A 26,886-nucleotide genomic window follows, 5' to 3' on the forward strand; every position below is an offset into this window, starting at 1 on the left:
TTCTTGCTCGTCAACGGGGCTTTAAGTAGTCACACCGGACTGCGGGGCTTGCCTCTCAAAAGTGTCCTGATTTATTGCCAACGCCGATTTGATACATCTCTAAATCAAAGTTGCCCCGCTCTACTGAGCGGGGGCGTCATCCCTGTTAACAGGCGCTAGCTGCCGGATTGCGTGCCATGACGATCCACGCAGCGCCGTCGATCATCACCGACCGCTCGCCGGGGAGGCCTGCGAAGGCGGCGCGAACCGCGGCCGAGGCGTGGGCGCGGATGTCGTCGGGCTGATTAGCGAGCATAAGTGACAGCGGGCCGCCCTCGAACGCCATCCTCACCGCGTCGTCGATCGCCGTGTCCCGCGTCTCGCCTTCGCCGAACGGGATGGAAACTTCGAAGGGCGCAATAGTGATATCGGTAAAGCCAGCCTCCGTCAGGATACGTGTCACGCGTCCCCGGTCGCCGAACGAGAATGGTCCGGGCGCTTCGGGATCGGGCGGTGCGGTCGGCGGGACAATGTCCTTGATCGCGCTCATCGGCAGGCGGACCCAATCGTTCTCGGCCACGCCGCGCCAGCAGACAAATGCGACCCGTCCGCCCGGCCGGAGCGCGCGTCGCATATGGGCGAACGCCCCTGTCGGATCGTCGAAAAACATCACTCCGAAACGCGAGAACAGTATGTCGAACGAGCCCTCGGGCAGCTCGACGCTGCTGGCGTCGGCTACCTGGAACTGTGTAGGAGTATCCTCTGGCGCAAGCGCACACGCTCGGCCGATCAACGGTTCAGATATGTCCACACCCAGTACGTGGCCGCCCGAGCCGACGCGGGCGGCCAGAGCCAGACTCGACGCGCCCGCTCCGCAGCCGACGTCCAGCACGCGCTCACCCGTCGCGGGCGCAGCGGCTTCTATCGCGGCCTGGCCGAATACCGCAAACATGGCATCGAGCCGGGCTTGATTGGCGGCCCAGTACTCTCCGCTTTGGCCATTCCAGTCGGCGACCTGATTGGCATTTTGCTCTGTCATGACATCTCCTCGTTTTGATTCGCTCCTAACTAGCTACCTTTGAACTAGGCAAGGGGAGGCTGAACCGATGCCAAGGTGCGCAACGTCTCGACCAAACCCGCCTTTACAATGGCGCGCCCTTCAAAAGCCAGCGACAACCGAAGAAGGGAATCTGTGCTCTCAAACCAGCATCGACTGCTGGGCGAAGATGCCCGCCATCGCGCCTTGCCATGATGCCGTGGTGACCGACGCCATGAGGGGATTGGCGAGATCGCCGGCAGCGTAGACGCCGGGCATACTGGTTTCGCGGCGTTCGTCGACCTTGAGGACGATGCCCAGGGGGGTGTCGATCGTGGCGAGGCCCAGCGATTCATGCAGGCGTGCGGACGGCTTGTTGCGCGGATGCGCGAACAGGATGTCGATCGCAACAGGGGCGCCGGCGTCGAGCCTGACGGTGGTGTTATGGCTCTCTTCATGGTCGATTTCGGTGATCCGGCCATCGACGACAGGGATACCTCGGCGCGCCAGATCGGTCCGGATGTCGGGTGGAATGTCGTGACCATTGGCGAAGACTGTCAATGTGTCGGTCCAGTCGTGGTATAGCCTGACGTAGTTGTGCGACGGCGGGCCGGACCAGACGAGGCCCCAATCCCGGTCGGCAACTTCAAAGCCGTCACAATAGGGGCAGGGCACGATGGAGGTGCCCCAGCCTTCGGCAAAGCCGGGAACTTCAGGCATCTGGTCGGCGACGCCATAGCTCAGGATCAGGCGGCGCGCCCTGAGGCTTTCGCCATCGCCAGTGAGGATGGAGAAATCGTCAATGGCGCCGGAGATACTCTCGGCTCGGGCAGTGACCAGACTGACCGTAGGGTAGCGCGCCAGTTGCTGCCGCGCCTCGGCAAGAATCTCCAGCGGTGGCTTGTGGTCGTGGCCGAGTAGACCATGCGAGTGGTCGGCGAAGCGATTCCGCGGAAGGCCGGTATCAAGAACGGTGACCTTTCGGCGGGCACGACCAAGCTGCAGGGCGGCGGCAAGACCCGCAAAACTGCCGCCGATGATGATGACGTCATTCATGGTGATAGGCTCCGCGTTGTGGATGAAGGGACATGGGTTTTACTTTTAGGATACTTTTAAGTACCATAATTCTAGAATTAGAATACTGTCAAGTACTGGAATTTTTATGACCGAAAACAGCCAGACCCGGCGCGGCCGGCCGGCCAATGAGGCGCTCAGCCAAACGATCGTCGACGCTGCGGGCGAACTTTTTGTGGAGTTGGGTTTTCAAGCGACGACAATGGACAAGGTCGCCCAGCGGGCAAAAATATCCAAGCTAAGCATCTACCGACACTTCGAGAACAAGGAGGCGCTGTTCAGCGCGGCCATCGCGGCCCACTGCCATCAGTTTGCACCACAGGCCATTATTGAAGGCGTCGACGGTTCGGCTGCGGATCAACTCATGGCGGTGGGAACGTTCCTGCTACGCACGTTGTTGAGCCCGGACGTGCGCAGTGTTGAAGCCATGATCATGGTCGACAAGACGAAGCAAAAGTCGTTGAGCAAGCTCCATTACGAAGCCGGCCCTGCCTATGTCATCGCCCAGATCGAGGCCCTGTTGCGTCAGTTGCACGCGAAGGCGGTGCTGAATGTGCCCGACCCTCTAGAGTCCGCCCGCTTGTTTGCCGCGCTTATCAAAGGGTCCGATCTTCTGATGATCGCCCGCTTCGATGAGGCGAGAGCAGAGGACGACAACGAAATCGAATCCTATTGCCGGTCGGCCGTCGCCATGTTCATTGCCGCGCACGGTGTTTAGTGGATGATTTGAGTGCCTGACCTAAGCCATGGTTAACCATTGTCAATGGCTTCTTTTCCGATACCCATCGCTTCGTTCGTGCGGCGAAACCTCAATGAATAGCTCAATCAACTGACTATCAAGGAAGGTTTGATTAGAGGTGTCCAATGGCAGATAAAAAAATCAGCGCTTTGGACTGTGTACAGTGAGGTTTGAAAATTCAAAAAACAGACGTATCTCACTGCCGCCGAATCGCTGAGCCGGCGCCATGTGATGATTTGCTGGTCGGTGAGACACCGACATCGGTATTAGCCCGTCAAAAAGAATGGTTGGCGGCCGTTTGACCGGATTACCGGGCGGCCCGCTCGCAGTCTGTCTCGACCTCTTTTGGCCACGGATCAGGCCCTCTTTGCTCTCTCTTTTTTTGCCTCACTACTTGGCACTTACGTTCTTTCTGACATCTTTTGGTGCATTTTTTTGAGCATTAATAGTGCGTTCGATATTTATCGAGGCGCTGGGCGGGATGCTTTGTATTACAAGGGCAATAAAAATAATGAGTAGAAATTTCCCGCTTATAGGGCAAAAAACGCCCTGGAGTTGCTAATCGCACCATTTTAGCCCGCTCCAGACTTGTGCAAGTTACAAGTGGGAAAAACGTTTCAGCGGTCGCACCTGTTTCTGTCTCAAAAATGCAATGAAATGTCTCGCTGGTGTCTTTACAGAGGGATTTTTCGTTTTTTATCAGCAGTAACAATACTTGGGCACAGCCCTTGCAAAAGTACTTTCCAACCACCGCAAGTGTGGTTTTCAACGAAAAAAGATAATGGGGAACGTTATAAATGGGGCGCCAGAAATCAAACCGCAGAGGCCGAATCTCTGGCGTCGGGACGCGTCAAGAGATTACCGGAGTCATGAGGAAGTTATTTCCGAATGTGACAGGAAGTTAACGACGCACACTGAGGTGCTCAACAGAAACAGTACTCACTAAAACAACGTAAGGCCTTATTTTATTGAAATAGCAAAGTGATAAGAAAATGCCGTCTGTATTGCGGCAAGGAGTGGGGTATGTCCCGAGCTTTTTTTAACGAAATGTATGATGCGAGTGGTGGCTGCCGCCCACATTACCAGGAGTTCGCACGTTGGTTGGCGGACACACCTCTGGAGTTGCTGGATCAACGTCGTCGCGAAGCCGACCTGTTGTTCCACCGAGCCGGCATCACCTTCACCTTATACGGGGACGAGCAGGGCACAGAGCGGTTGATTCCGTTCGACATCATTCCACGCAGCATCACCGCCCGCGAATGGCAAACGGTGGAGCGTGGCTGCATTCAACGGGTCCAGGCATTGAACATGTTCCTGGCCGACATCTACCACGGGCAACGCATTCTCAAGGAGGGCATTATTCCGGCCGAACAGGTGTTGGCCAACGAGGGTTATCAGGTCGCCATGCAGGGCCTGAATCTGCACCGCGGCATCTATGCCCACATCTCCGGGGTCGATCTGGTCCGCGACGGGGATGGCAGTTACTACGTACTGGAAGACAACTTGCGCACCCCCAGCGGTGTGAGCTACATGCTCGAAGACCGCAAGATGATGATGCGCTTGTTCCCCGAACTCTTCGCCGCCCAGCGTGTGGCACCCATCGATCACTACCCCAATCTGCTGCTGGACACCCTCAAGAGCTCCAGCCCCCTGGACAACCCCACGGCCGTGGTATTGACCCCGGGCCGCTTCAACAGCGCTTACTTCGAACATGCGTTCCTGGCCCGTGAAATGGGCGTGGAACTGGTCGAAGGCGCCGACCTGTTTGTGCGCGACGATCATGTCTACATGCGCACCACCGCCGGCCCGAAACAGGTGGATGTGATCTATCGCCGCCTTGACGATGCCTTCCTCGATCCGCTGTCCTTCAATCCAGACTCCATGCTGGGTGTCCCGGGGCTGGTGGCGGCCTATCGCTCGGGGAACGTGGTCCTGGCCAACGCCATCGGCACCGGTGTGGCCGACGACAAGTCGATCTACCCCTATGTCGACGACATGATCCGCTTCTACCTCAGCGAGGAACCGATCCTCAAGAACGTGCCGACCTGGCAATGTCGCAAACCCGAAGAGCTGTCCCACGTGCTGGCCCATCTTCCCGAGCTGGTGGTCAAGGAAACCCAGGGTTCCGGCGGCTACGGCATGCTGGTTGGGCCCGCAGCCACGGCGGCGGAAATCGAGGACTTCCGCGCGCGTCTCAAGGCACGCCCCGAAGCCTATATCGCCCAACCCACCCTGTGCCTGTCGACGTGCCCGACCTTTGTCGAAAACGGCATCGCTCCACGCCATATTGATCTGCGCCCGTTTGTACTGTCGGGCAGCGAAACCCGTCTGGTGCCCGGTGGCCTGACCCGCGTCGCATTGCGCGAAGGCTCGCTGGTGGTGAACTCGTCTCAGGGCGGCGGCACCAAAGACACTTGGGTAGTGGAGGACTAAGACATGCTTTCAAGAACCGCTTCGGACCTCTACTGGATGTCCCGTTACCTGGAGCGCGCCGAAAACCTGGCGCGCATGCTCGAAGTCAGTTACTCGCTGTCGCTGATGCCCCACGCCGGGCGCACCGATGGCCGCGCCGAGCTGGCGATGTCGCTGCTCGCCGCCGGCACACTGGACGATTACAACGAACGTTATGGCGAGCTCAATACCGAGCGCATGCTGCACTTCTTCGCGCTGGATGAAACCAACCCCGGCAGCATTTATTGCTGCCTGCAGGCCGCTCGGGCCAATGCTCACGCGGTGCGTGGACGCATCACCGCCGACATGTGGGAGAACATCAACGCCACCTGGCTGGAGATGCGCAATATCGCCAGCAATGGCCTGGGTCGCTACGGCATCAGTCATTTCTGCGAGTGGGTCAAGGAGCGCTCGCATCTGTTCCGTGGGGCGACCTCGGGCACGATCATGCGCAACGATGCCTACTGCTTTATCCGCCTGGGTACTTTCCTTGAACGGGCCGACAACACTCTGCGCCTGCTGGATGCGCGCTACGAAATGTTCGGCGAAGAGTCGGAGGAGGTGAGTGACAACTCTGCGCGAGGCTACTACCAATGGAGTGCCTTACTGCGCGCCTTGTCATCCTTCGAGGCGTTCAACGAGATCTACCGCAATGCGCCCGGCGCCGAGCAGGTGTCCGAGATGCTGCTGTTGCGCGGCGATGTGCCGCGTTCGCTGCACGCTTGCATCGAGGAACTGGACCAGATCCTCGCCAGCTTGCCGGGTAACAACGGCCGACCGGCCCAACGCCTGGCCGCCGAACTGAATGCGCGGCTGCGTTACACCGGGATCGATGAGATTCTCGGCTTCGGTCTGCACCTGTGGCTGACTGATTTCATCTCCCAGGTTCGCCATCTTGGTCAGACCGTGCACGAGTCTTATCTGGAGGTCGTATGAAACTGTCCATACGCCACGACACCACCTACAGCTACGCCGACGAAGTCTGCACCAGCATCCAGTTCCTGCGGCTGACACCGCAGAACAGCGATCGCCAGCGGATCCTCGAATGGCACCTGGAATTGCCGCGCCTGGTCCGCAGCCAGTTCGATCCTTACGGCAACATCCTGCATGTGTTGACGATGGACGAGCCCCACGGCGCTCTGGTGCTGACGGCTTATGGTCAGGTTGAAATCGATCCGGACCGTGAGTTTGAACGCGACAGCCAATCGCCTTTGCCATTTTTGCGCACCAGTCACCTGACAAAACTGGACGATGCCCTGAATGCCTTTACCGTGCAGCACTGCGGTACGCGGCGTGATCGGACGGCGCTGATCGACCTGATGAATGGTCTGGCCGACCACATGGTCTACAACCCGGGTGCGACCACGGTCGATACCACCGCAGCCGAGTCGTTTGCGGGCGGAGGAGGGGTGTGCCAGGACCACACCCACGCCTTCCTGGCGTGTGCCCGCAGCCTGGGGATTCCGGCGCGTTATGTCTCTGGCTACCTGTGTACCGAAGATGAAAATCACTTGGCCAGTCATGCCTGGGCCGAAGCGTGGCTCGACGATGGCTGGTACAGCTTCGACGTGACGAATCGGTTGGCCCGGCCCGAACGCCATCTGAAACTGGCGGTGGGTCTGGACTACCTGGACGCCTGTCCGGTACGCGGTATGCGTCGTGGCGGCGGGGCTGAGTCGATGCTGGCTCGGGTACAGGTAACGTCCCTGTTTCAGGTTCAACACCAATAACCCCGAGTCAGTCGCAGCAACTGGCCATACCGTCGTGGAGACGGTATGGCCTCTCATCTCAAATTCACGAGTTAACACGAATGACTTATTGCGTCGCTATGCACCTGGCCGACGGGCTGGTGTTCATCTCCGATTCAAGGACCAATGCCGGTATCGACCAGATTTCAACCTTCCGTAAGCTGTTTATTTTCAGCACGCCAGGAGAGCGGCTGATCGTGCTGCAAACCGCGGGCAACCTGGCCACGTCGCAATCGGTGGTCAACCTGCTCAAGCAGCGCGCGAGCGGGTCGGGTACCCATCTGTTGAATGTCCGAACGCTCTATGACGCCACCGTGCTGGTGGCCGAAACCATTCGCGAAGTCGTCGCCCGGGATCGCACCAAGTTGGCGGGCAAGACCGACTTGAGTTGTTCCTTTCTGGTCGGTGGGCAAATCGCGGACGGGCCCATGGACGTGTACAGCATTTACCCGCAAGGCAACTTCATTCAAGCGACTGAAGACACGCCGTTCCTGCAATTGGGTGAAAGCAAATACGGCAGGCCGATCCTGGATCGCAACCTGAAGTTTCGCACCTCACTCGACGAAGGCCTGCGCTGCGGGCTGATCTCGTTCGACTCGACCATGCACAGCAACCTGTCGGTAGGCATGCCGCTGGACTTGCTGGTGTACCGCAAAGACAGTTTTACCCGCGCGAAAAGTTACCGCATCACGGCCGACGACCCTTACTTCAATCGTATCCGTGCGCAGTGGGCTACCGGACTGCAAGACATGCTCGCTGCTCTGCCTGAGCCTCCCGACGTGTACATGATGCCTGCATGACGTAGTCGGCTGATAACAAAAATAACGATTCACCTCTTGTTCAAGCACCGCCCCGATTCAAGGGCGGTTTGCTTGCTGCCCGGTTCAGCGCACTTGAGCGGATAAAAGTCGTTCAGTGCATGGATCAACCTATTGCGAATGAATCGCTGCCATTGAGGCAATTGGAACTGGGTTAAACCCATGGAGGTGTTTTATGAAGAGCAAATTACCGGCTGCGGCATGGATTCTGATCGCCATGACCCTGGGGATCCTTATCGGTTACATGGTGTTCATCAACTTTCCGGACAAGGAATCGGCGACCAAAGTAGCGGGGTACATCTCCATTGTCTCGGATGTCTTTTTGCGTCTGATCAAAATGCTGATCGGGCCGCTGGTGTTCTCGACGCTGGTGGTGGGTATCGCGCATATGGGCGATGCCGCGTCGGTCGGGCGCGTATTTGCCAAGGCTCTGGGTTGGTTCGTGACGGCTTCGTTGGTGTCTCTGGTGCTGGGACTGGTCATGGCCAATCTGCTACAGCCAGGCCACAACCTCGGCCTTCCACTGCCCGATATCGGTGCCCACACTAACCTTGCGACGTCAGCCTTCACCCTGAAGGATTTCGTCGTCCACCTGGTACCCAAATCCTTCGCCGAGGCGATGGCCAACAACGAAATCCTGCAGATCGTGGTGTTCTCCATGTTCTTCGGCGTCGCGCTGGCGGCGCTGGGCAAAAAGGCCGAGCGCCTGGTGGGTCTGATCGAAGAGTTGTCCCACGCGATGCTGAAAATCACCGGTTACGTGATGAAGTTGGCACCCATTGCAGTGATGGCCGCCATGGCCGCGACCGTGTCGGTGAACGGGTTGGCAATCCTGTTGAAATTCGCCGTCTTCATGGGCGATTTTTACCTGGGGCTGTTCTTGCTGTGGGGGCTGCTGGTGCTGGCTGGCCTGCTGTTTCTCGGACCGCGGGTGTTCAAGCTCGTGGTGTTGATCAAGGAAGCCTTCCTGCTGTCTTTTGCCACGGCGAGCTCCGAATCGGCGTATCCGAAAATTCTCGAGGCCCTCGATCGCTTTGGTGTAAAGCGCAAGATCTCCAGTTTTGTCATGCCGATGGGGTACTCGTTCAACCTCGACGGCTCGATGATGTACTGCACGTTCGCAGTGCTGTTTATCGCCCAGGCTTACGGCATCGAGTTGTCCATCGGTACCCAGATCACCATGTTGCTGATTCTGATGCTGACCTCCAAGGGCATGGCCGGTGTACCGCGGGCGTCCCTGGTGGTGATTGCCGCGACGCTGAACCAGTTCAATATTCCCGAGGCCGGGCTGTTACTGATTCTGGGGGTCGATACGTTCCTCGATATGGGGCGCTCGGCAACCAATGCGGTGGGCAACTCCATTGCCACTGCCGTGGTCGCCAAATGGGAAGGCGAACTGATGAGCGAAGAAGAGGCCCAGGCTCACGCCAGAACGCTGGATCTTGAAGACGCGGTGGTATCGGCGGTCCCGGTAAAGGCCTGAAACGCGGGCGTGCAGCCTAATAGAATAATGCCCCTGCGTTTCTGATCTGCTTTTGGTGCCAGCCCCGCGGGACATCAGCTCATTGCGCGGGGCTATCGGTCATTGCCATCCGGTTGATTGAAAGGACACCAACAAACACAACTATGACCTACGCTTATTCCCAGACGCATGTTCAACCAACAGGGGCTCCTCCCTGATCGAAAACAACAAGAACAGCTATCCGGAGACGACTCATGTTTGCATTGGCCCGTCGATTCAGCAGCAACCTCGCCGTTTTAGTTACCGCCGCCGCGCTCGCCTCACCGGTTTTTGCGCTGGACACCGTCAAATTCATGGCCCCAGGTTCAGTCGGTGGTGGTTATGACCAGACCGCACGCGTCCTGGGCAAAGCCATGGTCGAGGCGAAAACGGCAAAGTCCACAACCTTCGAAAACAAGGGCGGGGCAGGTGGAACCCTGGGGTTGGCGCAATTTGCCAACGGCACCAAGGGCGATGCCAATGCCCTGATTGTGGTTGGCGCGATCATGGTCGCGGCCATCGAGCAGAACAAGCCGCAAATCACCTTGAAAGATGTGACACCGATCGCCCGGTTGTTTACCGAATACAACGTGATTGCCGTGCGTGACGACTCGCCGTACAAAACCCTGGGCGACTTGCTCAAAGACTTCAAAGCCAACCCGTCCAGTATCAAATGGGGTGGTGGCTCCAAGGGGTCGATCGACCACATTGGCATCGCCGAACTGGCGAGCAAAATGGACGTCCCTGTCAACAAGGTGAACTACGTCGCCTTCGCCGGTGGCGGCGAAGTCGTCGCTGCGGTGCTGGGTGGCCATATCACGGTGATCACCGGCGGCTACGCCGAGCTCGCCAAATACGTCCAGTCCAAGCAGTTCCGCTTACTCGCCATCGGCGCGCCCAACCGCGTTGAAGGCATCGATGCACCGACCCTCAAAGAGGCTGGCTATGACGTGACGATCGGCAACTGGCGGGGTGTTTACGGCGCAGCGGGCCTGACGCCCGAGCAACGTAAAGAACTGACCGAAGCCGTCCTGACCGCCACCAAAAGCAACGTATGGCAAGAAAACGTAAAAACCAATGCTTGGTCGCCGAGTATTTTGACCGGGGATGATTTCGGTAAATTCGTCGAAGAAGAGCACGGGCGCCTGCGCGCGATGCTGGTCAAGGTCGGGCTGCTTTGAGATGGCCGGGCGCTGGAGAGTCATGCCGGCCCAACTGGCGATTGGCTTAGGTGTCGTCGCCATCAGCGCGGTATTGGCGTTCGGCGCCTCGCGGTTTCCTCCCGAGATGGGCTTCGTCATCATGGCAGCGTACGTCTATCCCTACGCCGTCGCGGCGTTTCTGGGCGTCGTCGGTCTGTTGATGTGCTATCAGGCGCTCACCGGTGGTTTTCGCAATCTTGCCGACGACCATGAGACCACGCAGGCTCAGCCCGGCGGCAAGGCCGGGGCGACTTGGGTCACGGCGGGGCTTGTAGGCGTTGCCTTGCTCATTACCTACATCGGCTTCGTATTGGCCGCCTCATTGCTATTTGCTTGCTCGGCACGGGGTTTTGGCAGTCGCAGCCCGGTGCGGGACCTGGCCATCGGCATCGCCCTGACGCTGCCGATTTACTGGCTTTTCACCGCCGGGCTAGGGGTTTCCCTTCCGCCCTTGATCAACGCCTGGATCTGATCCGGGCCCAAGGAGGTCGACAAGGTGGACATTCTCGCAAGTCTGGCAACCGGCTTCGGTGCCGCGTTGGCGCCGATCAATCTGATGTGGGGTTTTATCGGCTGCCTGCTGGGCACCGCGATCGGTGTTTTGCCGGGAATCGGGCCGGCGCTGACCGTCGCCTTACTCCTGCCGATCACCGCCAAGGTCGATCCTACCGGCGCGCTGATCATGTTCGCCGGCATCTATTACGGTGCTCAGTTTGGCGGCTCCACCACCTCGATTCTGCTCAACACCCCGGGAGAATCGTCCTCCATGGTCACGGCCCTGGAAGGCAACCTCATGGCCCGCAACGGGCGGGCAGGTCCGGCCTTGGCGACGGCCGCTATCGGTTCATTTGTGGCCGGCACCATCGCAACGATCTTGTTGACGTTGTTTGCGCCACTCGTTGCCACGCTGGCGTTGAAATTCGGGCCGGCGGAGTATTTCGCGATTCTGGTGCTGGCCTTCACCACCGTGTCGGCGGTGCTCGGTGCGTCGATGCTGCGCGGCTTTGCCTCATTGGGCATCGGGCTGACCATCGGCTTGATCGGCCTGGACTCGACCTCGGGCATTGCCCGCTACACCATGGAGGTGCCCGAACTGGTCGATGGCATCGAAGTGGTGCTGGTGGCGGTGGGCTTGTTTGCCGTCGGTGAGGCCTTGTACAGCGTGCTCTACCAAAAGGAAGAAACGGCCCGCCGAAACCGCTTGAGCTCGTTGTGGATGACCCGTGCCGACTGGAAACGCTCGATCCCCGCGTGGCTGCGGGGCACTTTGATCGGTTTTCCATTCGGGTCGATTCCGGCCGGTGGCGCGGAAATTCCGACGTTCCTGTCTTATTCAACCGAACGCAAACTCAGCAAGTACCCGAAAGAGTTTGCCGCCAGCAAAGGCGAGGGCGCCATCGAAGGCGTCGCCGGGCCGGAGGCGGCCAACAACGCGAGCGCGACCGGCTCGCTGGTGCCGCTGCTGACGCTGGGCATCCCGACCTCCGCCACGGCGGCGATCCTGTTGGCTGCGTTCCAGAACTACAACCTGCAACCGGGGCCGCTGCTGTTCCAGACCTCGGGTGAACTGGTCTGGACGCTGGTGGCCTCTTTGTACATCGGAAACGCTATCCTGCTGGTGCTGAACCTGCCGTTGGTGGGCCTGTGGGTCAAACTCTTGCAGATTCCACGGCCGTACCTGAACGCCGGCATTCTGGTATTCGCCACCATCGGCGTGTACGGCATGCGCCACTCGACGTTCGACCTGTTTCTGATGTTGGGCATCGGCTGGGCGGGGGTGTTGATGCGGCGTTTCGATTTCCCCGTCGCCCCGGTGATCGTCGGCATGCTGCTGGGCCCGATGGCGGAAAAACAACTGCGCAACGCCTTGTCCATCAGCCAGGGCGACTGGATGGTGTTTGTGACGCAACCGATTGCGGCGTCGGTTCTGGTGTTGACGTTGTTGGTGTTGCTGGTTCCGTATTTGCTGCATAAACGCGGGATCAAATTGCATGAGGATGATTGAGTGCCGATCGTTCCCACGCGATAGTAGGAACGATCAACTTTGTGGCGCACAACTTTCCAAGACGTTTCCTACAACGTACCCTGTTGCCGCGTTTCGGTATCGACCCCTATAGTTCGTGCTCGCGGAAAACACCGCGAACGACCTTGGCCGGTCGGATACAGGAACGTCCAGCTACCCAACACCTTTCAGGCGATTCACGTCTGAAACGTTGTGTTATGGCGGCTGTGCGTGGGACACCTTCGGGTGTGCCGGGGTTCCTGTAGTCCGGTCGGCCAACCCGCGTACGGCTGCCACCTTTTCCGTTTGGCCGCGAATGGTGGTAGCTCTAATTACAGGAGTTACATCGATGTTCGATCAAGTTATGCCCCGTTACCTCCCCATCGACACCTACGACGCCGATAACCCGGTGCTCTTCATCAACACCCACAAAGAACTCAGCGACATGGCCGCTTGCGCCATGCACCGTTTCACCGTGGTTCGCGATCTGACCGACACGTTGTCCAGCCTCAATCTCAAAGGTATTTCCGACTGCGACCTGACCCGTATCACCCGGGCGGTGCACCTGCTGACGCGTGAAGGTTGCGCAATACTGGATGTGATTCAGGCTCGCGCGTTGCAGCGGGAGGAGGGGTTCAAGGCTGCTGTTTAGCGGTGTAGCGACGGACGCCTTCGCGAGCAAGCCCGCTCCCACATTTGATCGCTGGTGTGCACAAATAATGTGTTCACAGAAAATCCAGTGTGGGAGCGGGCTTGCTCGCGAAGAGGCCGGCAAATCCAGCATAACCATCGCCTGACACGCCCTCATCTTGCACACAACCTTGTGGCGAGGGGGCTTGCCCCCGTTGGGTTGCGAAGCAGCCCCAAAACTGACACCGCATTATTTCAGGTACACCACGAGCGCTGATTTTACGACTGCTGCGCAGCCGAACGGGGGCAAGCCCCCTCGCCACAAACGGTTTGCAGTGTTTGTGGGAAACAGCTTTCACCCCCGATAACGCAGCGCATCCACCAACAACGCAAACGCCGGCGATGCCTGACGCCGGCTCGGGTAGTAGAGGTGAAACCCGGCAAATGGCGCGCACCAGTCGTCCAGCACTTGCACCAGCCGACCTGCCGCAATATGGGACGTGACGATGTCGTCGGGAAGGCAACTCAAGCCAAATCCATCCAGCGCCGCAGTCAGAAGCTGATACACGCCATTAAACGTCACCTGACCCGATACCCGGACATTCAGGCTTTCCTCACCTTTCTTAAACTCCCAGGCATACAGCCCGCCATTAGTAGGCAGCCGCAGGTTGTTGCATTGGTGTTCGGTCAGGTCGCGAGGTGTGATGGGCTTTGGACGGTTGGCAAAGTACGCCGGCGAACCCACCACCACCATGCGCATATCCGGCCCGATGCGGGTGGCGATCATGCCTTGGGCGACGTCCTCACCCAACCGCACACCGGCATCGAAACCCTGGGCCGCGATGTCGACAAAGCTGTAGTCGCAACAGACCTCCACCGAGATGTCCGGGTACTGGAGCAGGAACGGTTTCAACACCGGCCACAGGATAAATTCCAGCGCATGGTCCATCGCGTTGATGCGGATTTTGCCGGCCGGTTTGTCGCGCAGGTTGCTCAGTGCCGCCAGTTCAATCTCGATTTCTTCGAAATGCGGGCCGACCGTTTGCAGCAGGTGTTCACCGGCCTCTGTCGGCGACACGCTACGCGTCGTGCGGGTCAGCAAGCGCAGCCCCAATCGAGCTTCCAGCGCTCGAACCGTATGACTCAACGCCGACTGGGAAACCCCCAGCTTGGCCGCAGCCTTGGTAAAGCTTCGCTCACGCGCCACCGCGAGGAAGGCGAGTAAGTCGTTGGCGTTTTCCCGAAGCATTGATGAGTCCCTTTCATAGGTATATTCGAATTCTAGTGGCTAATCCGGAGAATGCTCAGCTGCTAGATTGGCAAAGCATTTGCCCGGCAATGGCGTGTGGTCGCATGACGGCCCGCACATTCGCCACGCTTTCCAAACGACTCGAGAGAGATCTGTCATGAAAAACCTTGCCGCTACAGCGCTCTCGCTTTCGCTTCTTGCCTTTGACGCACAGGCACAGGAAACCCCAATGCTGACGGTGACCCCAAACGGCTCCCAACCTTCAGCGAAAGGTTCGGCTGACTATTTCACCGGCGCGGTTCGTGTCGATGCACCTTTCAAAGCAACTGCACCGGCCCGGGTCAGCGGCGGCACGGTCACTTTCGAACCCGGCGCTCGCACGGCGTGGCACACCCACCCGCTGGGCCAGACTTTGATCGTCACCGCAGGCTCTGGCTGGGTCCAGGAATGGGATCAACCGATCCGATCGATCAAGCCGGGCGACACCGTGTGGATTCCTCCCCATGTGAAGCATTGGCATGGCGCGACCGCGACCACCGGCATGACCCACGTCGCCATCGCCGAAGTGCTGGACGGTAAAGTCGTGGAGTGGATGGAACAGGTCAGCGAGGCGCAATACGGTAAAGCGCAATAACCCTGAGCGCCTGAAACAGAGGGCTGTTTCAGGCGCGCGTCGATCAATGGCAGTGCGGAACCTGTGGGAGCGGGCTTGCTCGCGAAGACGGCGGCACCGTCAACATTGATCTCGCCTGACACACCGCCTTCGCGAGCAAGCCCGCTCCCACATGGAATCGCGTTAGCCTTTCATCCTTGGGCTTTGCGTGATGCGAATACGTCCTTCAGGACAGGCACAGCAGACATCGCTTTCGGCCAGCCGACGTAAAACGCCAGGTGCGTGATGACCTCGGCGGCTTGGGTTTGGGTCAGGCCGTTGTCCATTGCCCGGTTCAAGTGAAAGGGCAGTTGCGCCACCTGGCTCTGGGCCGTTAGGGCCGCCACGGTGATCAGGCTTCGGTCCCTTGGCGTCAGGTCTGCGTTGCGCCACAGATCGCCAAACAGAACGTCATTGGTGTACTCGGCCAGTTGTGGCGCTACGTCCCCGACTGACGCTTCGACGGCGGCTTTGCGTTTGGTTTCGCTGGCCTCATCCCGTGTCAGGGGCTCTGATGCCGGGGGCAGGATCTGTTCGGCGGTCACGCCTCGATCGGTGAATACTTTCTTCGCTACGCCGGCGGCCGATATTGCGTTGGGCCAGCCTGAGTAGAACGCGAGATGGGTGATGAGGGCGCTGATTTCGCTGGGTTTGAGGCCGTTGTCCAGCCCCAGATTGAAGTGCCCCGTGAGCTGCGCGGATTGCCCGTTGGCCAGGAGCGCGGCAATCGTGATGAGGCTTCTATCCCGAGGTGCCAATTCCTGGCGTTTCCAGACCTCGCCGAACAGCAGTTCAGTCGTATACGTGTAGAGCTGAGGCGTCACTTCCTGAACATCCGGGGAAGGTTTGGGCGCGGGTTTGGCGCTCCCCTGATTGCCTTCGACCCAAGCGGAAAAGAACAGCGTGGCGAGTGTGGCAGCGAACAGCTTCATCACTTCGACCTCCAGATTGTCTGGCGCCGGATGGCAGCCACTCATCCTTCACATACTAGAGAGGCTGGATAGATCGATTAAGGCCAATAAGCCGAATGGAGTCATGAGGTGGGCTCATCAATTGATCCCGAAAAGATCGCAGCCTTCGGCAGCTTCTACGCCGACCGGGTACACCCCAGGAATCGGAGTCGTACGAAAATCCGTAGGAGCTGCCGAAGGCTGCGATCTTTTCGGGCTGCCAATGTTTAATTGACAGAAATCAGAAACGGAACGCTTGTCGTCCTACCAGTAGCCATTTGCCTTTCTGTTTCTGCCAGATCTGGAAGTTCTCGATTTCCGTGGGAACGATTTCTTCACCCTTGATGGCTTGTGCCGAAAAATGATGCCGGACCAACGCCACATCACCCGACAGCGTGATGGTCTGGCCCTGCATTTCCAGTGTCTTGAAAGCGCTTTTTCCGGTTTCGATGTCGGCGATGAACGCTTTCTTGTCCTGGATTTTCCCGCTGGAATGGCCGTAGGTAAGGTTTTCAGCGGTGAGCGCATTCAGTTGGGGAATGTTCTTGTGCAGCATGGCTTGAGTCAGATGGTCTACCGCTACGGCGACATCCTTCTCACCCGAGGAGGGGGCTGCCATCACATAGCCGCTGAAGAGACACAAGAAGCCGATAAGCAATTTCGTTTTTTTCATGGGTATTTTCCTTGTTGTTATAGGGATGACAGACAAGAGGCACGCATCTCGTCGGTCATCGTACAACTTAGCAGATTTTTGTTGCGGGATGCATCCAGTCAGTCAATGAAACGCAATCCTGTGGGAGCGGGCTTGCTCGCGAAGACGGCGGCACATTCAACATTGATGTCGCCTGACACATCGCTTTCGCGAGCAAGCCCGCTCCCACAGGTTCCGCCCTCGCGAGTACCAGTAGTGCTTTATCACTTCATCATCTGCTTGGAACTCCCTGCAAGACACCCTCGTCATCTGCAATGAAGCACCACCGCGGGCACACCGCGGCCACTTCCTGACGTGTTCATTACGAAGGCGAGGGATGACATGACTATTCCAGACAGCAGGACCGGACAACCGGATGCCCCTCGGGATCCCGCAGGCTCCGAACAAAACTTTCAGCATTTAAAGGAGGAGGTTACCGAAGCGATAGGCGGTGCTCGGCATCAGGCCGATGAGCAGTTCGGCCAATACCGCGATACCGCAGCGGATCAGATTGAAGCATTGGCCAGAGGCGCCCAGTCAGTCGTTTCCGAGATCAGGACGAACGATACGTTCGGGATGTCCGACTACCTGGCGAACATGGCCGACAGCATGAGCAGCCTGGCGGGAAAACTGCGCCGCAAAAGTGCCGAAGAGCTTTTGCACGATGGCGCTGACCTGGCACGCGACAATCCAGGGTTGTTCATTGTCGGCAGCATCGCGGTGGGGTTCGGTTTGTCGCGGTTCCTGAAAGCGGGCACGACGACTCTGCCGACAACCACCGATCGTGAGTTCGCTGCCCAGAGCAGCACTGCCACGTTCACTGGCGATGGCTCGCAAGGACTTTATGAAACGTCGATGCCGCCCGGAGGCGAGCTGTCGCCCGGGTTGGCCTCTAGCATCACGCCGTCCTCGCCGAGCGCGCCCGACCATCGTGGCGACAGTTCCTCAATGCCAGGGTCCAGCCCCTTCTCAGGAGAACGGTGATGAACAGAAACGATCCAGAACTGCAACCCACACCACCCGTCACACCGTCTGTCACGACGGTTGATCATGACGCTTCCGTGGTCGGTTTATTGCGGCAGTTAACTCGGGAAGTACCGGCGTTATTCACCAAGGAACTGGCGTTGGCCAAGGTGGAATTGCAGGCCAGCCTGACGACGTTGAAAGCAGGGATTGCCGGGGTCGCCGGCGGCGCCATTGTGCTGCTCGCCGGGTTCATCATTGTGCTGATGGCGGTCGTCTATGCCTTGAGCCTGGTGATGGCGCCCTGGCTGGCTGCGCTGATTGTCGGCGTCGTGGTGATGGTCATCGGGTTCGTGATGCTGCAGGCAGGCAAAAAACAATTCGAGCCTTCCCACTTCAAGCCTGATCGCACCCTGGGCGCGCTGAATAAAGACCAGGAAGCCCTGCGGAGGAAAGTGTCATGAAGCGAGAATTCGAAACCGAAGCGGCCAAGAGCCCGGAAACCATCGAGCGTGAAATCGATGCGCAACGGGAGAACATCGGGCATATCGTCGACGCGCTGGAAAGCAAGTTTACCCCTGGCCAGATGTTCGATCAGGCACTGCTGCTGATGCAAAGCAACGGCTCGACTTTCCTGACCAATCTGGGCACCAGCGTGCGCAACAATCCCGTGCCCGCGGTGCTGACCTCGGTCGGCCTGATGTGGTTGATGATGAGCCAGAATCGCCCGCCAACGCCCCGGGAATATCGCGTCGAGCCGGAGCCGGACGTCGACTGGACCGATGACTTGGCCGAAGGGCTCGCCGATGGCATGGACAGCGCCCGACAGCGTCTGCACAACACCACGGATTCGCTCAAGGACAGCTATCAGGCGGTCAAGGGTAAGGCCGCGCACCTGAGCGATAGCCTGCATGCGAAGACCGATCACCTCAGTCACGCCGTCCATGACACCGGTGATCGCCTGGCGCGCAGGACTCATGAAATGGGCGACCAGTTCAGTCATCTGCTCAAGGAGCAACCACTGCTGATGGCGGCGATGGGTATCGCGGTGGGAGCGTTGCTGGGCGCGGCGTTACCCACTACCGCAACGGAACGTCGCTATCTGGGCAGGACCAGCGCAAGCCTCACCGGCAAGGTCAAACAGCAAGCACGGGAGGGCTATGAGGCGGTGCGCGAAAAGGTGATGGAAACCACGGAGCCCCACGCGTCAATCGCGGGAGAAACGGGCGAGATGCGCAAGACCGCGTCCGAAACTCCGGCCGATCTGTCACGTGGCTTGGGGACTTCTTGACAGGTATCAGGGCAAGGCGGGAGGTCTGATGCACAGACGTCCCGTCGAGCCCGGTTTGTCGACGCCTTGAAACAGGCGGGATTCCACGATCAGACACCATGACGAGGTACGCATCATGATTGATGAATCCACAGGCATGACCCCAGGTGTGCGTTACGAAATCGAGAACCGGGAAAGGGTAGAACCGTTTGCCGGTTTTTTTCTGGACGGCAAGTATTACCTCGCGCCCGAACTGCAAACGGCCATCGGCTGGCTTGAGGGCAATCGCTTTATCTACGATGTACTTGATCCCGAAGACGAGCCGGTGTTCAAGGACCGTGTGGCCGGCACTATCAAGAATTTGAAACTCACATTGAGTGACGGAATGACCCTGGATATTCACCCCATTCCGGGCACCTGACGTATCGGTATCGGGGCCGTCTCGAACGCGCGTCAGCCGCCACTGATTTTCCAGTGTTTGACGTTATCGGCAAACACCATCTGATGCATTTCGTGGGCGATTCCGTAGGCCAGGGATTCATGCGCCGCAATTACTTTTTCTTCCGCTGAAAGGCAATGGAAAATGTCCAGTTTGGTATCCGCGTGGGCGGTTTCCAGGGCAAAGATTTGCACATACCGCGCGAGGTCGTTATCCAGGCTCGAGAGGTATTCGCGCAGCCGTTGATGGTCGACCGAGCTTTGGCTGAAGTACCAATTCATGGGGTGAATCAGAAACCGCGAATGGGGCGCGGTGATCCGGCGGCCGGCGGCCAGGTACATGATGATGCCCATCGACTCGATGTTGCCGGCATTGATCGCGCACAGCGGCACCGGCAGGGATTTAAGGAAGGTGTAGAGGGCGAAACCAAAGTTGGTGCTGCCGCCGCTGGTGGAGAGATTCAGCAGTAAGGAGGAGGCGCCCTGGTCGATGGCGTCGAGGCAGCAGTCCCTGAAGCGTTCCATCGTGCCCTGATCAATCTGGCAATGAAAGTGGACGATGTGCTCGGTCATCGACGTACCTCCACACAGGATAAATTAGAGAGCTGATAGCTCAGCGTAACTGCTTGAATGATGCCAGACCTCAACGCGCTTTTCTTTCATCAATTTGTATAAGCGCAACTCATTTTTATACTCGTTTTACTCACACCCATTAGTCGCCGCATCCGCAGTTTTCTGGAACTAATCATCCCGATCCGCTTGTCGCAAGAGCGACAGATCAGTTCAAACTTTCAATCGCAGAAAACCTCGGAATTAGACGAGCCGACGACGAAGGCTCGTGAATAACAATGAGGAGAATGGAAATGGCTAACACCGGAAACAAGAACCCAGGCAATTTTGCCAATGACCCTGGAAAAGCCTCCGAAGCCGGTAGAAAAGGCGGGGAGTCGGGCGGCGGTATGATGAACGATCCGCAACGCTCCTCCGATGCCGGCAAAAAAGGTGGACAGGCCTCAGGGGGCCGTCAATCCAGTGATACCAATCGTTCTGGCAGCGGACAGGGAGGAGGACGCCCAGACAGCTTTGTCGAAGACAGAGAGAAATCATCTGACGCAGGCAAAAAAGGAGGAGGGCAATATCCCGGCGGCGGGCGTAAACCCTGATGCCGAGTGAAATACATCAAGCCCCGCTTTTGGCGGGGCTTGGTTTTATCCAGGTCAGATTCCTGTCGCCGCCAAGTTTCCTGAAATCATCAGGAGTGATCTGGCCGCAACTATTGGTTCAAGTAATAGTGACAATCAAGAAACGCAAGTTCTGGTTTGTTGGGCAAAGGCGGAAAATCGCCCCCATCGAAGACGCTGCTCAATGAACCAGACTTTTTATTTTCAGGACTTCACCGATGCGCCCTTTATTTGTTCCTGCCGTGACTTTCGCCTCCTTGCTGCTGGCCGGTTGCGCCTCCGCGCCGAACGACCCGACGCTGACCTTGCAGACGAAAAAAACGCCTGCCGAATACGCCGACTGCGTGATACCGAAGTTGCAGGGCAGCGCACTGAACCCGACGGTCTCGCAAACCCAGCGCAGCTACCGGATCGTAGTGCCGAGCAAAGTCGCGGCAGACAACGTTCTCGAAGCCTACAAGGCCCCGAATGGCGGCAAGGTGTTTTTGTATGAGCGCCACTTGCTGGCATCGAACTTCATGCCTTCGAGTTTCGAACGTGCCGCGCAGGAATGCCTGTAACCGGTAACCGCTTTTAAAAATGCTCCTTTGGTTGGCCGCAACCAACCAATTTTTTGTCCCGTGCCTCATTCGGTCACGGGATTTTTTTTTGCGTGCAGGTTTTTGCGTGCAGGGTCTGGTGAGCAATGGATCATTCTTTGAGAAGTGACCTTGCCGCGTGACTAGCCTGGTTCCTGCTCTTGAAATGTGAGAATTGGTAGGCGATGGCCAACCAAATGAACCATGCAGGCATCACGCACAGTGCAAGACGGGTGTCTGGCCGAAGAGCCAGCAGGCACAACACAAATGCGAGAAATGCGAGGGAGAACCAGGCCATCGGCACGCCTCCAGGCATTTTGTACCGGGATTGCGCATGCAGGTCGGGCCTTGCTTTGCGATAAGCAATGTAAGACGCCAGGATGGTCGACCAGGTAAAGATCACCAGGATGGCCGACACCGTCGACACGATGGTAAAAGCAGTCATGACTTCAGGGATGATGAACAGCAGCAGCACCCCCAGCAGCATCAGAAAGGTCGTGAAGGCCAGGCTAATGAGCGGAACGCTGTTTTTCGACAGCCGTCTGAAAATACCGGGTGCATTACCCAGGTCGGCCAGGCCGAACAACATGCGGCTGGACGAGAAGACGCCGCTGTTGGCGGATGACGCCGCAGAGGTCAGCACCACAAAGTTGACAATGCCGGCCGCCGCTGGAAAACCCGCGATCAGGAACAGTTCGACAAAGGGACTTTTGTTGGGCGATACCTGCTGCCACGAGGTCACCGCGATGATGCAGACCAGGGACAGAACATAAAAAAGGATGATCCTGAGCGGTATGGAATTGATGGCTTTGGGCAGCGTCTTTTCGGGCGACCTGGTTTCGGCTGCCGCGGTGCCGATTAACTCTGTGCCCGCGAACGAAAAGATCGCCATCTGAAAGCCGGCGAAGAAGCCGAACAGGCCGTTGGGGAAAGCGGCCTGCTTGTCCAGCAGGTGCGTCAGGGAAGCCGTGACTCCCGTGGGTGAGACGAAGGAGCTGGCAATCAGCAGCACACTGACGGAGATCAGCGCGACGACGGCGATTATCTTGATGATCGCGAACCAGAATTCAACCTCGCCGAACAGTTTGACGGTGAGTACATTCAAGGCAAACAGGGTCAGCATCATGCCGATGGCGGGGATCCAGGCCGGTACATCAGGGAACCAGTATTGAAAGAAGCCCCCAACGACTACTGCATCTCCCACAACGGCCACGCTCCAGCTCAACCAGTATGACCAACCGAGAAAGAAGGCCGCACGAGGGCCGAGGTAGGCCCCGGCAAAGTCAGCGAAGCTTTTGAAGTTCAGGTTAGATAAAAGCAGTTCTCCCATGGCACGCATGACGAAGTAAACAAAAAGACCGATGATCATATAGATAAGTATGATCGAGGTGCCGGACAGGGCGATGATCTTGCCGGAGCCCATGAACAGCCCCGTGCCAATGGCGCCGCCCATGGCCATTAGTTGAATGTGGCGATTGCTGAGTGTGCGCTGTAATACGGCTTGTTCAGTTATTTCATGCGTATCTGATTTCATCACAAAACCTCTTGATTTTATGTTTTTTGAGTTTTGGCAGAAAAATAGTGCGTGTGCTTTATTGTTGTATGTATTGCGCCTTGCCGGGTCAGGGTGCTGGTTCGCACTCTTGCAATAGCGGTTAATCAGTTAGCGTTACCCTCAATCAGCTGATACAGGTTTTTTATATTGGCGGGTGTGGGAACAAGATGGATTTTTTCACCGATCGCGTATTTGCCAGCTTGGTCATGCAAATAACGAAGTGAAGAAAAGTCTTCAAGCGCAAACCCCACTGAGTCGAACACCGTGACTTGGGTGTCACTTTCTCGGCCTGGTTCGTTATCCCGAACGATGCGGAAATATTCGATGACAGGAAAGTCAGCGTCCAGTTGCTGAATGTCGCCTTCAATGCGCGTTTGCGGTTCAAACTCGACAATGATCCGGGCGTTGCGCAGGATATCGGCATGAAGTTCGGTTTTCCCGGGACAGTCACCGCCAACCGCGTTGATATGCATGCCAGGGTCGATCATGTCGGGTGTCAAAATTGTCGCGTAGGCCTTGTCTGCTGTGACGGTGGTGATGATATCAACGCCTTTGACGGCTTCGTGCACCGAGGCGGCTACGGTGACATTGATGCCGGTATAGCTTTCCAGGTTTTGTTTCAGTTTCAATGAAGCAGCGCTGTCGATATCAAATATCCGCACCTCGTTGATCCCGAGCATTTCATAAAAGGCAATGGCCTGGAATTCGCTCTGGGCGCCATTTCCGATAATGGCCATGCGTGTCGAACCCTTGCGTGCCAAGGACTGGGCTACCAGGGCGGACGTTGCCGCTGTGCGAACCGCGGTGGTCAGGGTGAGTTCGCTGAGGACTGTGGGGTATCCGCTATCAACGTCCGCCAAAACACCAAAGGCCATGACTGTCAGCAGATTGTTGCTGGCATTGGCGGGGTGGCCGTTCACATATTTGAATGAATATTGCTTGCCGTCGTCGGTCGGCATCAACTCGATGACCCCGGAATCGGAGTGATTGGCCGTACGTGGGGACTTATCAAAGTCAGCCCAACGGCAATAGTCGGCATTGATGTAGAGCGCCATTTCCCTGATGGCATTACCGATTCCGATTTTTCGAAAAAGCGTCGCCGCATGATCAACGTCTATGAATAGAGTCATCTGTGTTCTCTCTGAACTGTAAGTCGAGGGGGTTATATCGGTCTTCAAAACTCAGGATTGTTTACTCTCATATCCATGAAGTACGTTGACCGCATTGATACCGATTTCATCGACCATGTATCCACCTTCCATGACGAAGAGCGTAGGGGCGCCAACAGTGGCGATAATTTCACCCATGCCAAAGAAGTCATCACTTTCCAGAAGAAAATGGCTGATCGGATCGTCCTTGAAGGTATCGACACCCAAGGAAATAACTAGCAACTCAGGCGAGAAGCTCCGAAGTTTTTTGCAGGCATGCATCAGGGCGTTCTGGTAACTCTGCCACGTGGTATTTTTCGGTAACGGATAATTCAGGTTATAACCTTCGCCGGCACCGGTGCCGCATTCGGAACTGAAACCTGAGTAATAAGGATAAGAAACCGACGGCTCTCCATGCAGAGAGGCAAACATCACATCATTGCGGTTATAGAAGATGTTTTGCGTTCCGTTACCATGATGGAAGTCGACGTCCAGCACCGCGACACGTTTAGCACCTTGGGTGAGTGCATGTTGCGCGGCAATGGCCGCGTTATTCAGGTAGCAGTAGCCTCCCATGTACTCACGAGCAGCATGGTGTCCGGGCGGACGACACAGGGCAAAGGCACTGTTATGGCCTTCGTTGATCAACGATAGGCCGGTGAGGGCAATGTCCGCGCTGGTTTTGACTGCATCCCAAGTGGTCGCGGTGATCGGCGAACCGGCATCCATGGCAAAGAAACCGAGCTTGCCATCAATGAACGCGGGGACGTGTTCATTGGACAGGTCGCGTACCGGCCAGACCAGGGGAAGGGCGTCATGCTCCCGACCTGTTGCCGTCCATTCGGACCAAGCGGTTTCCAGAAAGGAAACATAGCGCTCACTGTGTGCATTGACGTAGCACGCCCGGTCAAACGTTCGCGGGACGATGATATCGCCGAGCCCAACGTGTTGGACTCGGTCGCGAACGGTATCCGCTCGGCTTGGCTGTTCGAAAGAAGGTTTTAGAACGCCGTCCTTTAATTCGGTCCCATGGTGCAAGCGATGGGAATCGCTGAAAACTGTAAGCATTTATACGCATCCGTCATGGTGGTCCAGTGCCAATATTTTGTTCTGGTACGGATGCACTTTCTTTGCTTTTTGTTCTCGCTCTGCTAGCGTAATCGGGAATATTTTTCGGTTAGTTACAGAATGAAGAAAAAAATTACTCATCGCGCCGTGCTTGACGATACCGACCTTTCCATCCTTGCCTTGTTGCAGGAAGACGCCAGCATTTCCAACGCCGAATTGAGTGAACGCCTCTCGCTAAGCCTGACTCCATGCTGGAGGCGGCGCAAGAGACTGGAAGAGGAGGGAGTGATCAAGGATTACCAGGCAAACCTGGACCGGCGCAAGCTGGGGCTGGACATCATGGCGTTCGTGCATATTCGCTTTGCCACGCACACTGACCACACCCCCGAAGCCTTTGAAGCCGTCATCATGCAGCTCCCCGAGGTCTTGTCTTGCCACAAGATCACGGGGGATGCCGATTACCTTTTGCAAGTACTGGCTCAGGATCTTGATAGCTACAGTGACTTCGTCGAGAGCGTATTGAGACGACAACTCGGTATCGCCTCTATCCAGTCAAGTCTTGCGTTGCGTGAGGTCAAAACGACCAGTCGTATCGCCATTCCGGGGCGGACAAAGCAGTAAACGGGCGTTACAGACCGGACGTCCCGCCAACCTCATGACTGCTTTTGCTTGCGCTAGCATGAAAGATGTTCAGGCCACTCGCCATTGAGACTGGTCATGGCTGTGTCGAGTGTGCGTGACGGGCGCTGTCAATTGCAGGGGCCGGAGGAGGCGTGTTGAAACCATTCCAGCTCAGACCTAGCGCCTCAACCCTGAACATGTTGCGTCAAGCATGCCTGCAACGGCGTGATGCGGTGCCGCCAACGTTAACGGAAAAAGCGCTGATCCCGGGCATTCCAGATGCTCGCTACTGGCTGGACCAGGACCTGACGCCGTTCATTCGGGATGTGAGCCTGGCCAACCTTCGAGAGGCTGAGGTGCTCGCCAGCGCAGGGCTACCAAATGACATGCTGCCGCGGGCAAATTTGCTGGCCGTTTCGGGCGGCGGCGACGCTGGCACATTCGCCGGGGGTATCATTGCAGGATGGACCCTGCATGGGACTCGACCTGTGTTCAAAGTCGTCACCGGCATTAGCGCTGGCGCCCTGGTCGCCCCGTTTGCCTACCTGGGGCCACAGTACGACGATGTCATTGTGCGTATCTGCAATGCAGTCGGTCCAAAAGACATTTTCCATGCGCGCAATTTGCTGACCCGTCTTACCAGCGATGGCATGGCGCACAGCAAGCCACTGTCGCGGCTCATTGCACAGCACGTCACTGCCGAGATTCTTGCGGCGATCGCCTCGGAATACGCCAAGGGACGGCTCCTGATGATCGGTACCACCGACCTTGATTCGGGGCGCCCGGTCACCTGGAACATGGGGGCTATTGCCTCCAGCCATGCACCGGGAGCGCTCGAGCTGTTTCGCAACATCATGGTCGCGTCGATGAGTATTCCCGGTGCCGTCTCACCCGTCATGATTGATGTGGACGTTAACGGCCACCCGTTTCAGGAAATGCACGTGGACGGAGGTGTCCTTACGCAAGTGTTCCTTTACCCACCCGGCACCGTGATGGCGCTGAACCAGGTGCCGGGGGCGCGTTTGCGCCGTGAACGGCATTTCTATGTGATTCGCAACGGCAAACTGGAACTGCAATGGTCCGGAACGAAGCGCCGAACCTTGAGCATTGGCGGTCGTGCCATCAGCGCATTGATCCAGACTCAAGGGATCAGCGATCTGGATCGAATTTACCGAATTGCCCAGCAGGATGGGGCGGACTTCAATCTGGCGTACATCGGCTCCGATTTCCATGTTTCTCGCCTCCATAAATTCGATGGCGAGTACATGAAGCGCTTGTTCAAATACGCCTTTGAACTCAGTGCCAAAGGCTATCCGTGGCATAAATCGCCGAGTACGTGAGA

The 26,886-nt window shown here is 57.4% G+C and carries 28 protein-coding genes; 19 read left to right on the forward strand and 9 right to left on the reverse strand.

The features are described from left to right. Nucleotides 1-145 precede the first annotated feature (145 nt). The gene (locus PMI36_RS14610) at nt 146-1,018 is read right to left on the reverse strand and encodes a class I SAM-dependent methyltransferase (protein ID WP_008072179.1); all 873 of its coding nucleotides are present in this window, start codon (nt 1,016-1,018) and stop codon (nt 146-148) included. 159 nt (nt 1,019-1,177) lie between these two features. Then, the gene (locus PMI36_RS14605; RefSeq protein WP_008072180.1) at nt 1,178-2,071 is read right to left on the reverse strand and encodes an NAD(P)/FAD-dependent oxidoreductase; all 894 of its coding nucleotides are present in this window, start codon (nt 2,069-2,071) and stop codon (nt 1,178-1,180) included. Nucleotides 2,072-2,177: 106 nt separating this feature from the next. Here PMI36_RS14605 and PMI36_RS14600 point away from each other — a divergent pair, with 106 nt between their 5' ends. The 10 genes from PMI36_RS14600 to PMI36_RS14555 all read left to right on the forward strand — a co-directional run bounded on the left by PMI36_RS14600 (nt 2,178) and on the right by PMI36_RS14555 (nt 13,202). Beyond that, nucleotides 2,178-2,807 (forward strand): TetR/AcrR family transcriptional regulator, encoded by a 630-nt coding sequence (locus PMI36_RS14600; RefSeq protein WP_008011833.1) that lies wholly within the window; start codon nt 2,178-2,180, stop codon nt 2,805-2,807. Between the two features lie 1,044 nt (nt 2,808-3,851). Next, nucleotides 3,852-5,261 (forward strand): circularly permuted type 2 ATP-grasp protein, encoded by a 1,410-nt coding sequence (locus PMI36_RS14595; protein ID WP_007902297.1) that lies wholly within the window; start codon nt 3,852-3,854, stop codon nt 5,259-5,261. Nucleotides 5,262-5,264: 3 nt separating this feature from the next. Continuing rightward, on the forward strand, nt 5,265-6,215 hold the full coding sequence (locus PMI36_RS14590; RefSeq protein WP_007902296.1) for an alpha-E domain-containing protein: 951 nt from the start codon (nt 5,265-5,267) through the stop codon (nt 6,213-6,215). Then, nucleotides 6,212-7,009 carry a transglutaminase family protein gene (locus tag PMI36_RS14585; protein ID WP_008072181.1) on the forward strand — a complete coding sequence of 266 codons (798 nt, stop codon included), beginning with the start codon at nt 6,212-6,214 and terminating at the stop codon, nt 7,007-7,009. The genes PMI36_RS14590 and PMI36_RS14585 overlap by 4 nt, the downstream gene beginning before the upstream one ends. Before the next feature lie 80 nt (nt 7,010-7,089). Beyond that, nucleotides 7,090-7,827, forward strand: a complete 738-nt coding sequence (locus PMI36_RS14580; RefSeq protein WP_008072182.1) for a peptidase — start codon at nt 7,090-7,092, stop codon at nt 7,825-7,827. Nucleotides 7,828-8,020: 193 nt separating this feature from the next. Then, nucleotides 8,021-9,328 carry a dicarboxylate/amino acid:cation symporter gene (locus PMI36_RS14575; protein WP_008013247.1) on the forward strand — a complete coding sequence of 436 codons (1,308 nt, stop codon included), beginning with the start codon at nt 8,021-8,023 and terminating at the stop codon, nt 9,326-9,328. A 233-nt stretch (nt 9,329-9,561) separates the two neighbouring features. Continuing rightward, nucleotides 9,562-10,527, forward strand: a complete 966-nt coding sequence (locus PMI36_RS14570; RefSeq protein ID WP_008072183.1) for a tripartite tricarboxylate transporter substrate binding protein — start codon at nt 9,562-9,564, stop codon at nt 10,525-10,527. 1 nt (nt 10,528) lies between these two features. Next, a complete protein-coding gene (locus PMI36_RS14565) occupies nt 10,529-11,020 on the forward strand; it encodes a tripartite tricarboxylate transporter TctB family protein (RefSeq protein ID WP_032830430.1) in 492 nt (163 codons plus the stop codon). Nucleotides 11,021-11,044: 24 nt separating this feature from the next. Further along, the gene (locus tag PMI36_RS14560) at nt 11,045-12,553 is read left to right on the forward strand and encodes a tripartite tricarboxylate transporter permease (RefSeq protein ID WP_008072185.1); all 1,509 of its coding nucleotides are present in this window, start codon (nt 11,045-11,047) and stop codon (nt 12,551-12,553) included. 346 nt (nt 12,554-12,899) lie between these two features. Next, nucleotides 12,900-13,202, forward strand: coding sequence for a hypothetical protein (locus PMI36_RS14555; RefSeq protein ID WP_008072186.1), 303 nt, complete (start codon nt 12,900-12,902; stop codon nt 13,200-13,202). Nucleotides 13,203-13,535: 333 nt separating this feature from the next. Here PMI36_RS14555 and PMI36_RS14550 read toward each other — a convergent pair whose 3' ends face one another. After that, nucleotides 13,536-14,429 carry a LysR family transcriptional regulator gene (locus PMI36_RS14550; RefSeq protein ID WP_008072187.1) on the reverse strand — a complete coding sequence of 298 codons (894 nt, stop codon included), beginning with the start codon at nt 14,427-14,429 and terminating at the stop codon, nt 13,536-13,538. A gap of 157 nt (nt 14,430-14,586) precedes the next feature. Between PMI36_RS14550 and PMI36_RS14545 the strand changes: the two genes are divergently transcribed. Continuing rightward, the gene (locus tag PMI36_RS14545; RefSeq protein WP_081499272.1) at nt 14,587-15,063 is read left to right on the forward strand and encodes a (R)-mandelonitrile lyase; all 477 of its coding nucleotides are present in this window, start codon (nt 14,587-14,589) and stop codon (nt 15,061-15,063) included. 170 nt (nt 15,064-15,233) lie between these two features. Here PMI36_RS14545 and PMI36_RS14540 read toward each other — a convergent pair whose 3' ends face one another. Both PMI36_RS14540 and PMI36_RS14535 read right to left on the reverse strand, forming a co-directional pair. Next, entirely contained in the window at nt 15,234-16,013 is a 780-nt protein-coding gene (locus PMI36_RS14540) for a carboxymuconolactone decarboxylase family protein (protein WP_008072193.1), read from the reverse strand. Nucleotides 16,014-16,272: 259 nt separating this feature from the next. Further along, nucleotides 16,273-16,704 (reverse strand): nuclear transport factor 2 family protein, encoded by a 432-nt coding sequence (locus PMI36_RS14535; RefSeq protein WP_008072200.1) that lies wholly within the window; start codon nt 16,702-16,704, stop codon nt 16,273-16,275. A gap of 360 nt (nt 16,705-17,064) precedes the next feature. On the opposite strand from PMI36_RS14535, the gene PMI36_RS14530 reads away from it, so the two are divergent. The 4 genes from PMI36_RS14530 to PMI36_RS14515 all read left to right on the forward strand — a co-directional run bounded on the left by PMI36_RS14530 (nt 17,065) and on the right by PMI36_RS14515 (nt 19,376). Then, nucleotides 17,065-17,706, forward strand: a complete 642-nt coding sequence (locus tag PMI36_RS14530; RefSeq protein WP_008072201.1) for a hypothetical protein — start codon at nt 17,065-17,067, stop codon at nt 17,704-17,706. Next, nucleotides 17,706-18,149, forward strand: coding sequence for a phage holin family protein (locus tag PMI36_RS14525; RefSeq protein ID WP_008072202.1), 444 nt, complete (start codon nt 17,706-17,708; stop codon nt 18,147-18,149). Before PMI36_RS14530 ends, PMI36_RS14525 begins: the two co-directional genes overlap by 1 nt. Next, nucleotides 18,146-18,976 (forward strand): DUF3618 domain-containing protein, encoded by an 831-nt coding sequence (locus PMI36_RS14520; protein ID WP_008072203.1) that lies wholly within the window; start codon nt 18,146-18,148, stop codon nt 18,974-18,976. The genes PMI36_RS14525 and PMI36_RS14520 overlap by 4 nt, the downstream gene beginning before the upstream one ends. Before the next feature lie 115 nt (nt 18,977-19,091). Then, a complete protein-coding gene (locus PMI36_RS14515; RefSeq protein ID WP_008072204.1) occupies nt 19,092-19,376 on the forward strand; it encodes a hypothetical protein in 285 nt (94 codons plus the stop codon). Nucleotides 19,377-19,408: 32 nt separating this feature from the next. Here PMI36_RS14515 and PMI36_RS14510 read toward each other — a convergent pair whose 3' ends face one another. Next, nucleotides 19,409-19,966 carry an ATP-dependent Clp protease proteolytic subunit gene (locus PMI36_RS14510; protein WP_007900348.1) on the reverse strand — a complete coding sequence of 186 codons (558 nt, stop codon included), beginning with the start codon at nt 19,964-19,966 and terminating at the stop codon, nt 19,409-19,411. A 290-nt stretch (nt 19,967-20,256) separates the two neighbouring features. On the opposite strand from PMI36_RS14510, the gene PMI36_RS30635 reads away from it, so the two are divergent. Both PMI36_RS30635 and PMI36_RS32005 read left to right on the forward strand, forming a co-directional pair. Beyond that, on the forward strand, nt 20,257-20,556 hold the full coding sequence (locus PMI36_RS30635; RefSeq protein WP_008072205.1) for a general stress protein: 300 nt from the start codon (nt 20,257-20,259) through the stop codon (nt 20,554-20,556). Between the two features lie 236 nt (nt 20,557-20,792). Beyond that, on the forward strand, nt 20,793-21,134 hold the full coding sequence (locus PMI36_RS32005) for a hypothetical protein (RefSeq protein ID WP_008072206.1): 342 nt from the start codon (nt 20,793-20,795) through the stop codon (nt 21,132-21,134). Nucleotides 21,135-21,264: 130 nt separating this feature from the next. On the opposite strand, the gene PMI36_RS14500 is transcribed toward PMI36_RS32005, so the two are convergent. The 3 genes from PMI36_RS14500 to PMI36_RS14490 form a co-directional block, all read right to left on the reverse strand. Continuing rightward, nucleotides 21,265-22,686 carry an amino acid permease gene (locus PMI36_RS14500; protein ID WP_008072207.1) on the reverse strand — a complete coding sequence of 474 codons (1,422 nt, stop codon included), beginning with the start codon at nt 22,684-22,686 and terminating at the stop codon, nt 21,265-21,267. 125 nt (nt 22,687-22,811) lie between these two features. Continuing rightward, a complete protein-coding gene (locus PMI36_RS14495) occupies nt 22,812-23,837 on the reverse strand; it encodes an ornithine cyclodeaminase (protein WP_008072208.1) in 1,026 nt (341 codons plus the stop codon). Nucleotides 23,838-23,888: 51 nt separating this feature from the next. Continuing rightward, nucleotides 23,889-24,923: a histone deacetylase family protein gene (locus tag PMI36_RS14490; protein ID WP_008072209.1), complete on the reverse strand. Its 1,035-nt coding sequence runs from the start codon at nt 24,921-24,923 to the stop codon at nt 23,889-23,891. Nucleotides 24,924-25,043: 120 nt separating this feature from the next. Here PMI36_RS14490 and PMI36_RS14485 point away from each other — a divergent pair, with 120 nt between their 5' ends. Both PMI36_RS14485 and PMI36_RS14480 read left to right on the forward strand, forming a co-directional pair. Then, nucleotides 25,044-25,544 (forward strand): Lrp/AsnC family transcriptional regulator, encoded by a 501-nt coding sequence (locus PMI36_RS14485; protein ID WP_008072210.1) that lies wholly within the window; start codon nt 25,044-25,046, stop codon nt 25,542-25,544. A gap of 155 nt (nt 25,545-25,699) precedes the next feature. Next, on the forward strand, nt 25,700-26,884 hold the full coding sequence (locus PMI36_RS14480) for a patatin-like phospholipase family protein (protein ID WP_032830447.1): 1,185 nt from the start codon (nt 25,700-25,702) through the stop codon (nt 26,882-26,884). The last annotated feature ends 2 nt before the right edge of the window (nt 26,885-26,886 follow it).

The organism is Pseudomonas sp. GM79 (assembly GCF_000282495.1).
Classification (GTDB): Bacteria; Pseudomonadota; Gammaproteobacteria; order Pseudomonadales; family Pseudomonadaceae; genus Aquipseudomonas.

Bases quoted from the DNA above. Each gene is read 5' to 3' on its own strand.
- PMI36_RS14610 (WP_008072179.1), bottom strand. From the start codon at position 1,018: ATGACAGAGCAAAATGCCAATCAGGTCGCCGACTGGAATGGCCAAAGC.
- PMI36_RS14605 (WP_008072180.1), bottom strand. From the start codon at position 2,071: ATGAATGACGTCATCATCATCGGCGGCAGTTTTGCGGGTCTTGCCGCC.
- PMI36_RS14600 (WP_008011833.1), top strand. From the start codon at position 2,178: ATGACCGAAAACAGCCAGACCCGGCGCGGCCGGCCGGCCAATGAGGCG.
- PMI36_RS14595 (WP_007902297.1), top strand. From the start codon at position 3,852: ATGTCCCGAGCTTTTTTTAACGAAATGTATGATGCGAGTGGTGGCTGC.
- PMI36_RS14590 (WP_007902296.1), top strand. From the start codon at position 5,265: ATGCTTTCAAGAACCGCTTCGGACCTCTACTGGATGTCCCGTTACCTG.
- PMI36_RS14585 (WP_008072181.1), top strand. From the start codon at position 6,212: ATGAAACTGTCCATACGCCACGACACCACCTACAGCTACGCCGACGAA.
- PMI36_RS14580 (WP_008072182.1), top strand. From the start codon at position 7,090: ATGACTTATTGCGTCGCTATGCACCTGGCCGACGGGCTGGTGTTCATC.
- PMI36_RS14575 (WP_008013247.1), top strand. From the start codon at position 8,021: ATGAAGAGCAAATTACCGGCTGCGGCATGGATTCTGATCGCCATGACC.
- PMI36_RS14570 (WP_008072183.1), top strand. From the start codon at position 9,562: ATGTTTGCATTGGCCCGTCGATTCAGCAGCAACCTCGCCGTTTTAGTT.
- PMI36_RS14565 (WP_032830430.1), top strand. From the start codon at position 10,529: ATGGCCGGGCGCTGGAGAGTCATGCCGGCCCAACTGGCGATTGGCTTA.
- PMI36_RS14555 (WP_008072186.1), top strand. From the start codon at position 12,900: ATGTTCGATCAAGTTATGCCCCGTTACCTCCCCATCGACACCTACGAC.
- PMI36_RS14550 (WP_008072187.1), bottom strand. From the start codon at position 14,429: ATGCTTCGGGAAAACGCCAACGACTTACTCGCCTTCCTCGCGGTGGCG.
- PMI36_RS14545 (WP_081499272.1), top strand. From the start codon at position 14,587: ATGAAAAACCTTGCCGCTACAGCGCTCTCGCTTTCGCTTCTTGCCTTT.
- PMI36_RS14540 (WP_008072193.1), bottom strand. From the start codon at position 16,013: ATGAAGCTGTTCGCTGCCACACTCGCCACGCTGTTCTTTTCCGCTTGG.
- PMI36_RS14535 (WP_008072200.1), bottom strand. From the start codon at position 16,704: ATGAAAAAAACGAAATTGCTTATCGGCTTCTTGTGTCTCTTCAGCGGC.
- PMI36_RS14530 (WP_008072201.1), top strand. From the start codon at position 17,065: ATGACTATTCCAGACAGCAGGACCGGACAACCGGATGCCCCTCGGGAT.
- PMI36_RS14525 (WP_008072202.1), top strand. From the start codon at position 17,706: ATGAACAGAAACGATCCAGAACTGCAACCCACACCACCCGTCACACCG.
- PMI36_RS14520 (WP_008072203.1), top strand. From the start codon at position 18,146: ATGAAGCGAGAATTCGAAACCGAAGCGGCCAAGAGCCCGGAAACCATC.
- PMI36_RS14515 (WP_008072204.1), top strand. From the start codon at position 19,092: ATGATTGATGAATCCACAGGCATGACCCCAGGTGTGCGTTACGAAATC.
- PMI36_RS14510 (WP_007900348.1), bottom strand. From the start codon at position 19,966: ATGACCGAGCACATCGTCCACTTTCATTGCCAGATTGATCAGGGCACG.
- PMI36_RS30635 (WP_008072205.1), top strand. From the start codon at position 20,257: ATGGCTAACACCGGAAACAAGAACCCAGGCAATTTTGCCAATGACCCT.
- PMI36_RS32005 (WP_008072206.1), top strand. From the start codon at position 20,793: ATGCGCCCTTTATTTGTTCCTGCCGTGACTTTCGCCTCCTTGCTGCTG.
- PMI36_RS14500 (WP_008072207.1), bottom strand. From the start codon at position 22,686: ATGAAATCAGATACGCATGAAATAACTGAACAAGCCGTATTACAGCGC.
- PMI36_RS14495 (WP_008072208.1), bottom strand. From the start codon at position 23,837: ATGACTCTATTCATAGACGTTGATCATGCGGCGACGCTTTTTCGAAAA.
- PMI36_RS14490 (WP_008072209.1), bottom strand. From the start codon at position 24,923: ATGCTTACAGTTTTCAGCGATTCCCATCGCTTGCACCATGGGACCGAA.
- PMI36_RS14485 (WP_008072210.1), top strand. From the start codon at position 25,044: ATGAAGAAAAAAATTACTCATCGCGCCGTGCTTGACGATACCGACCTT.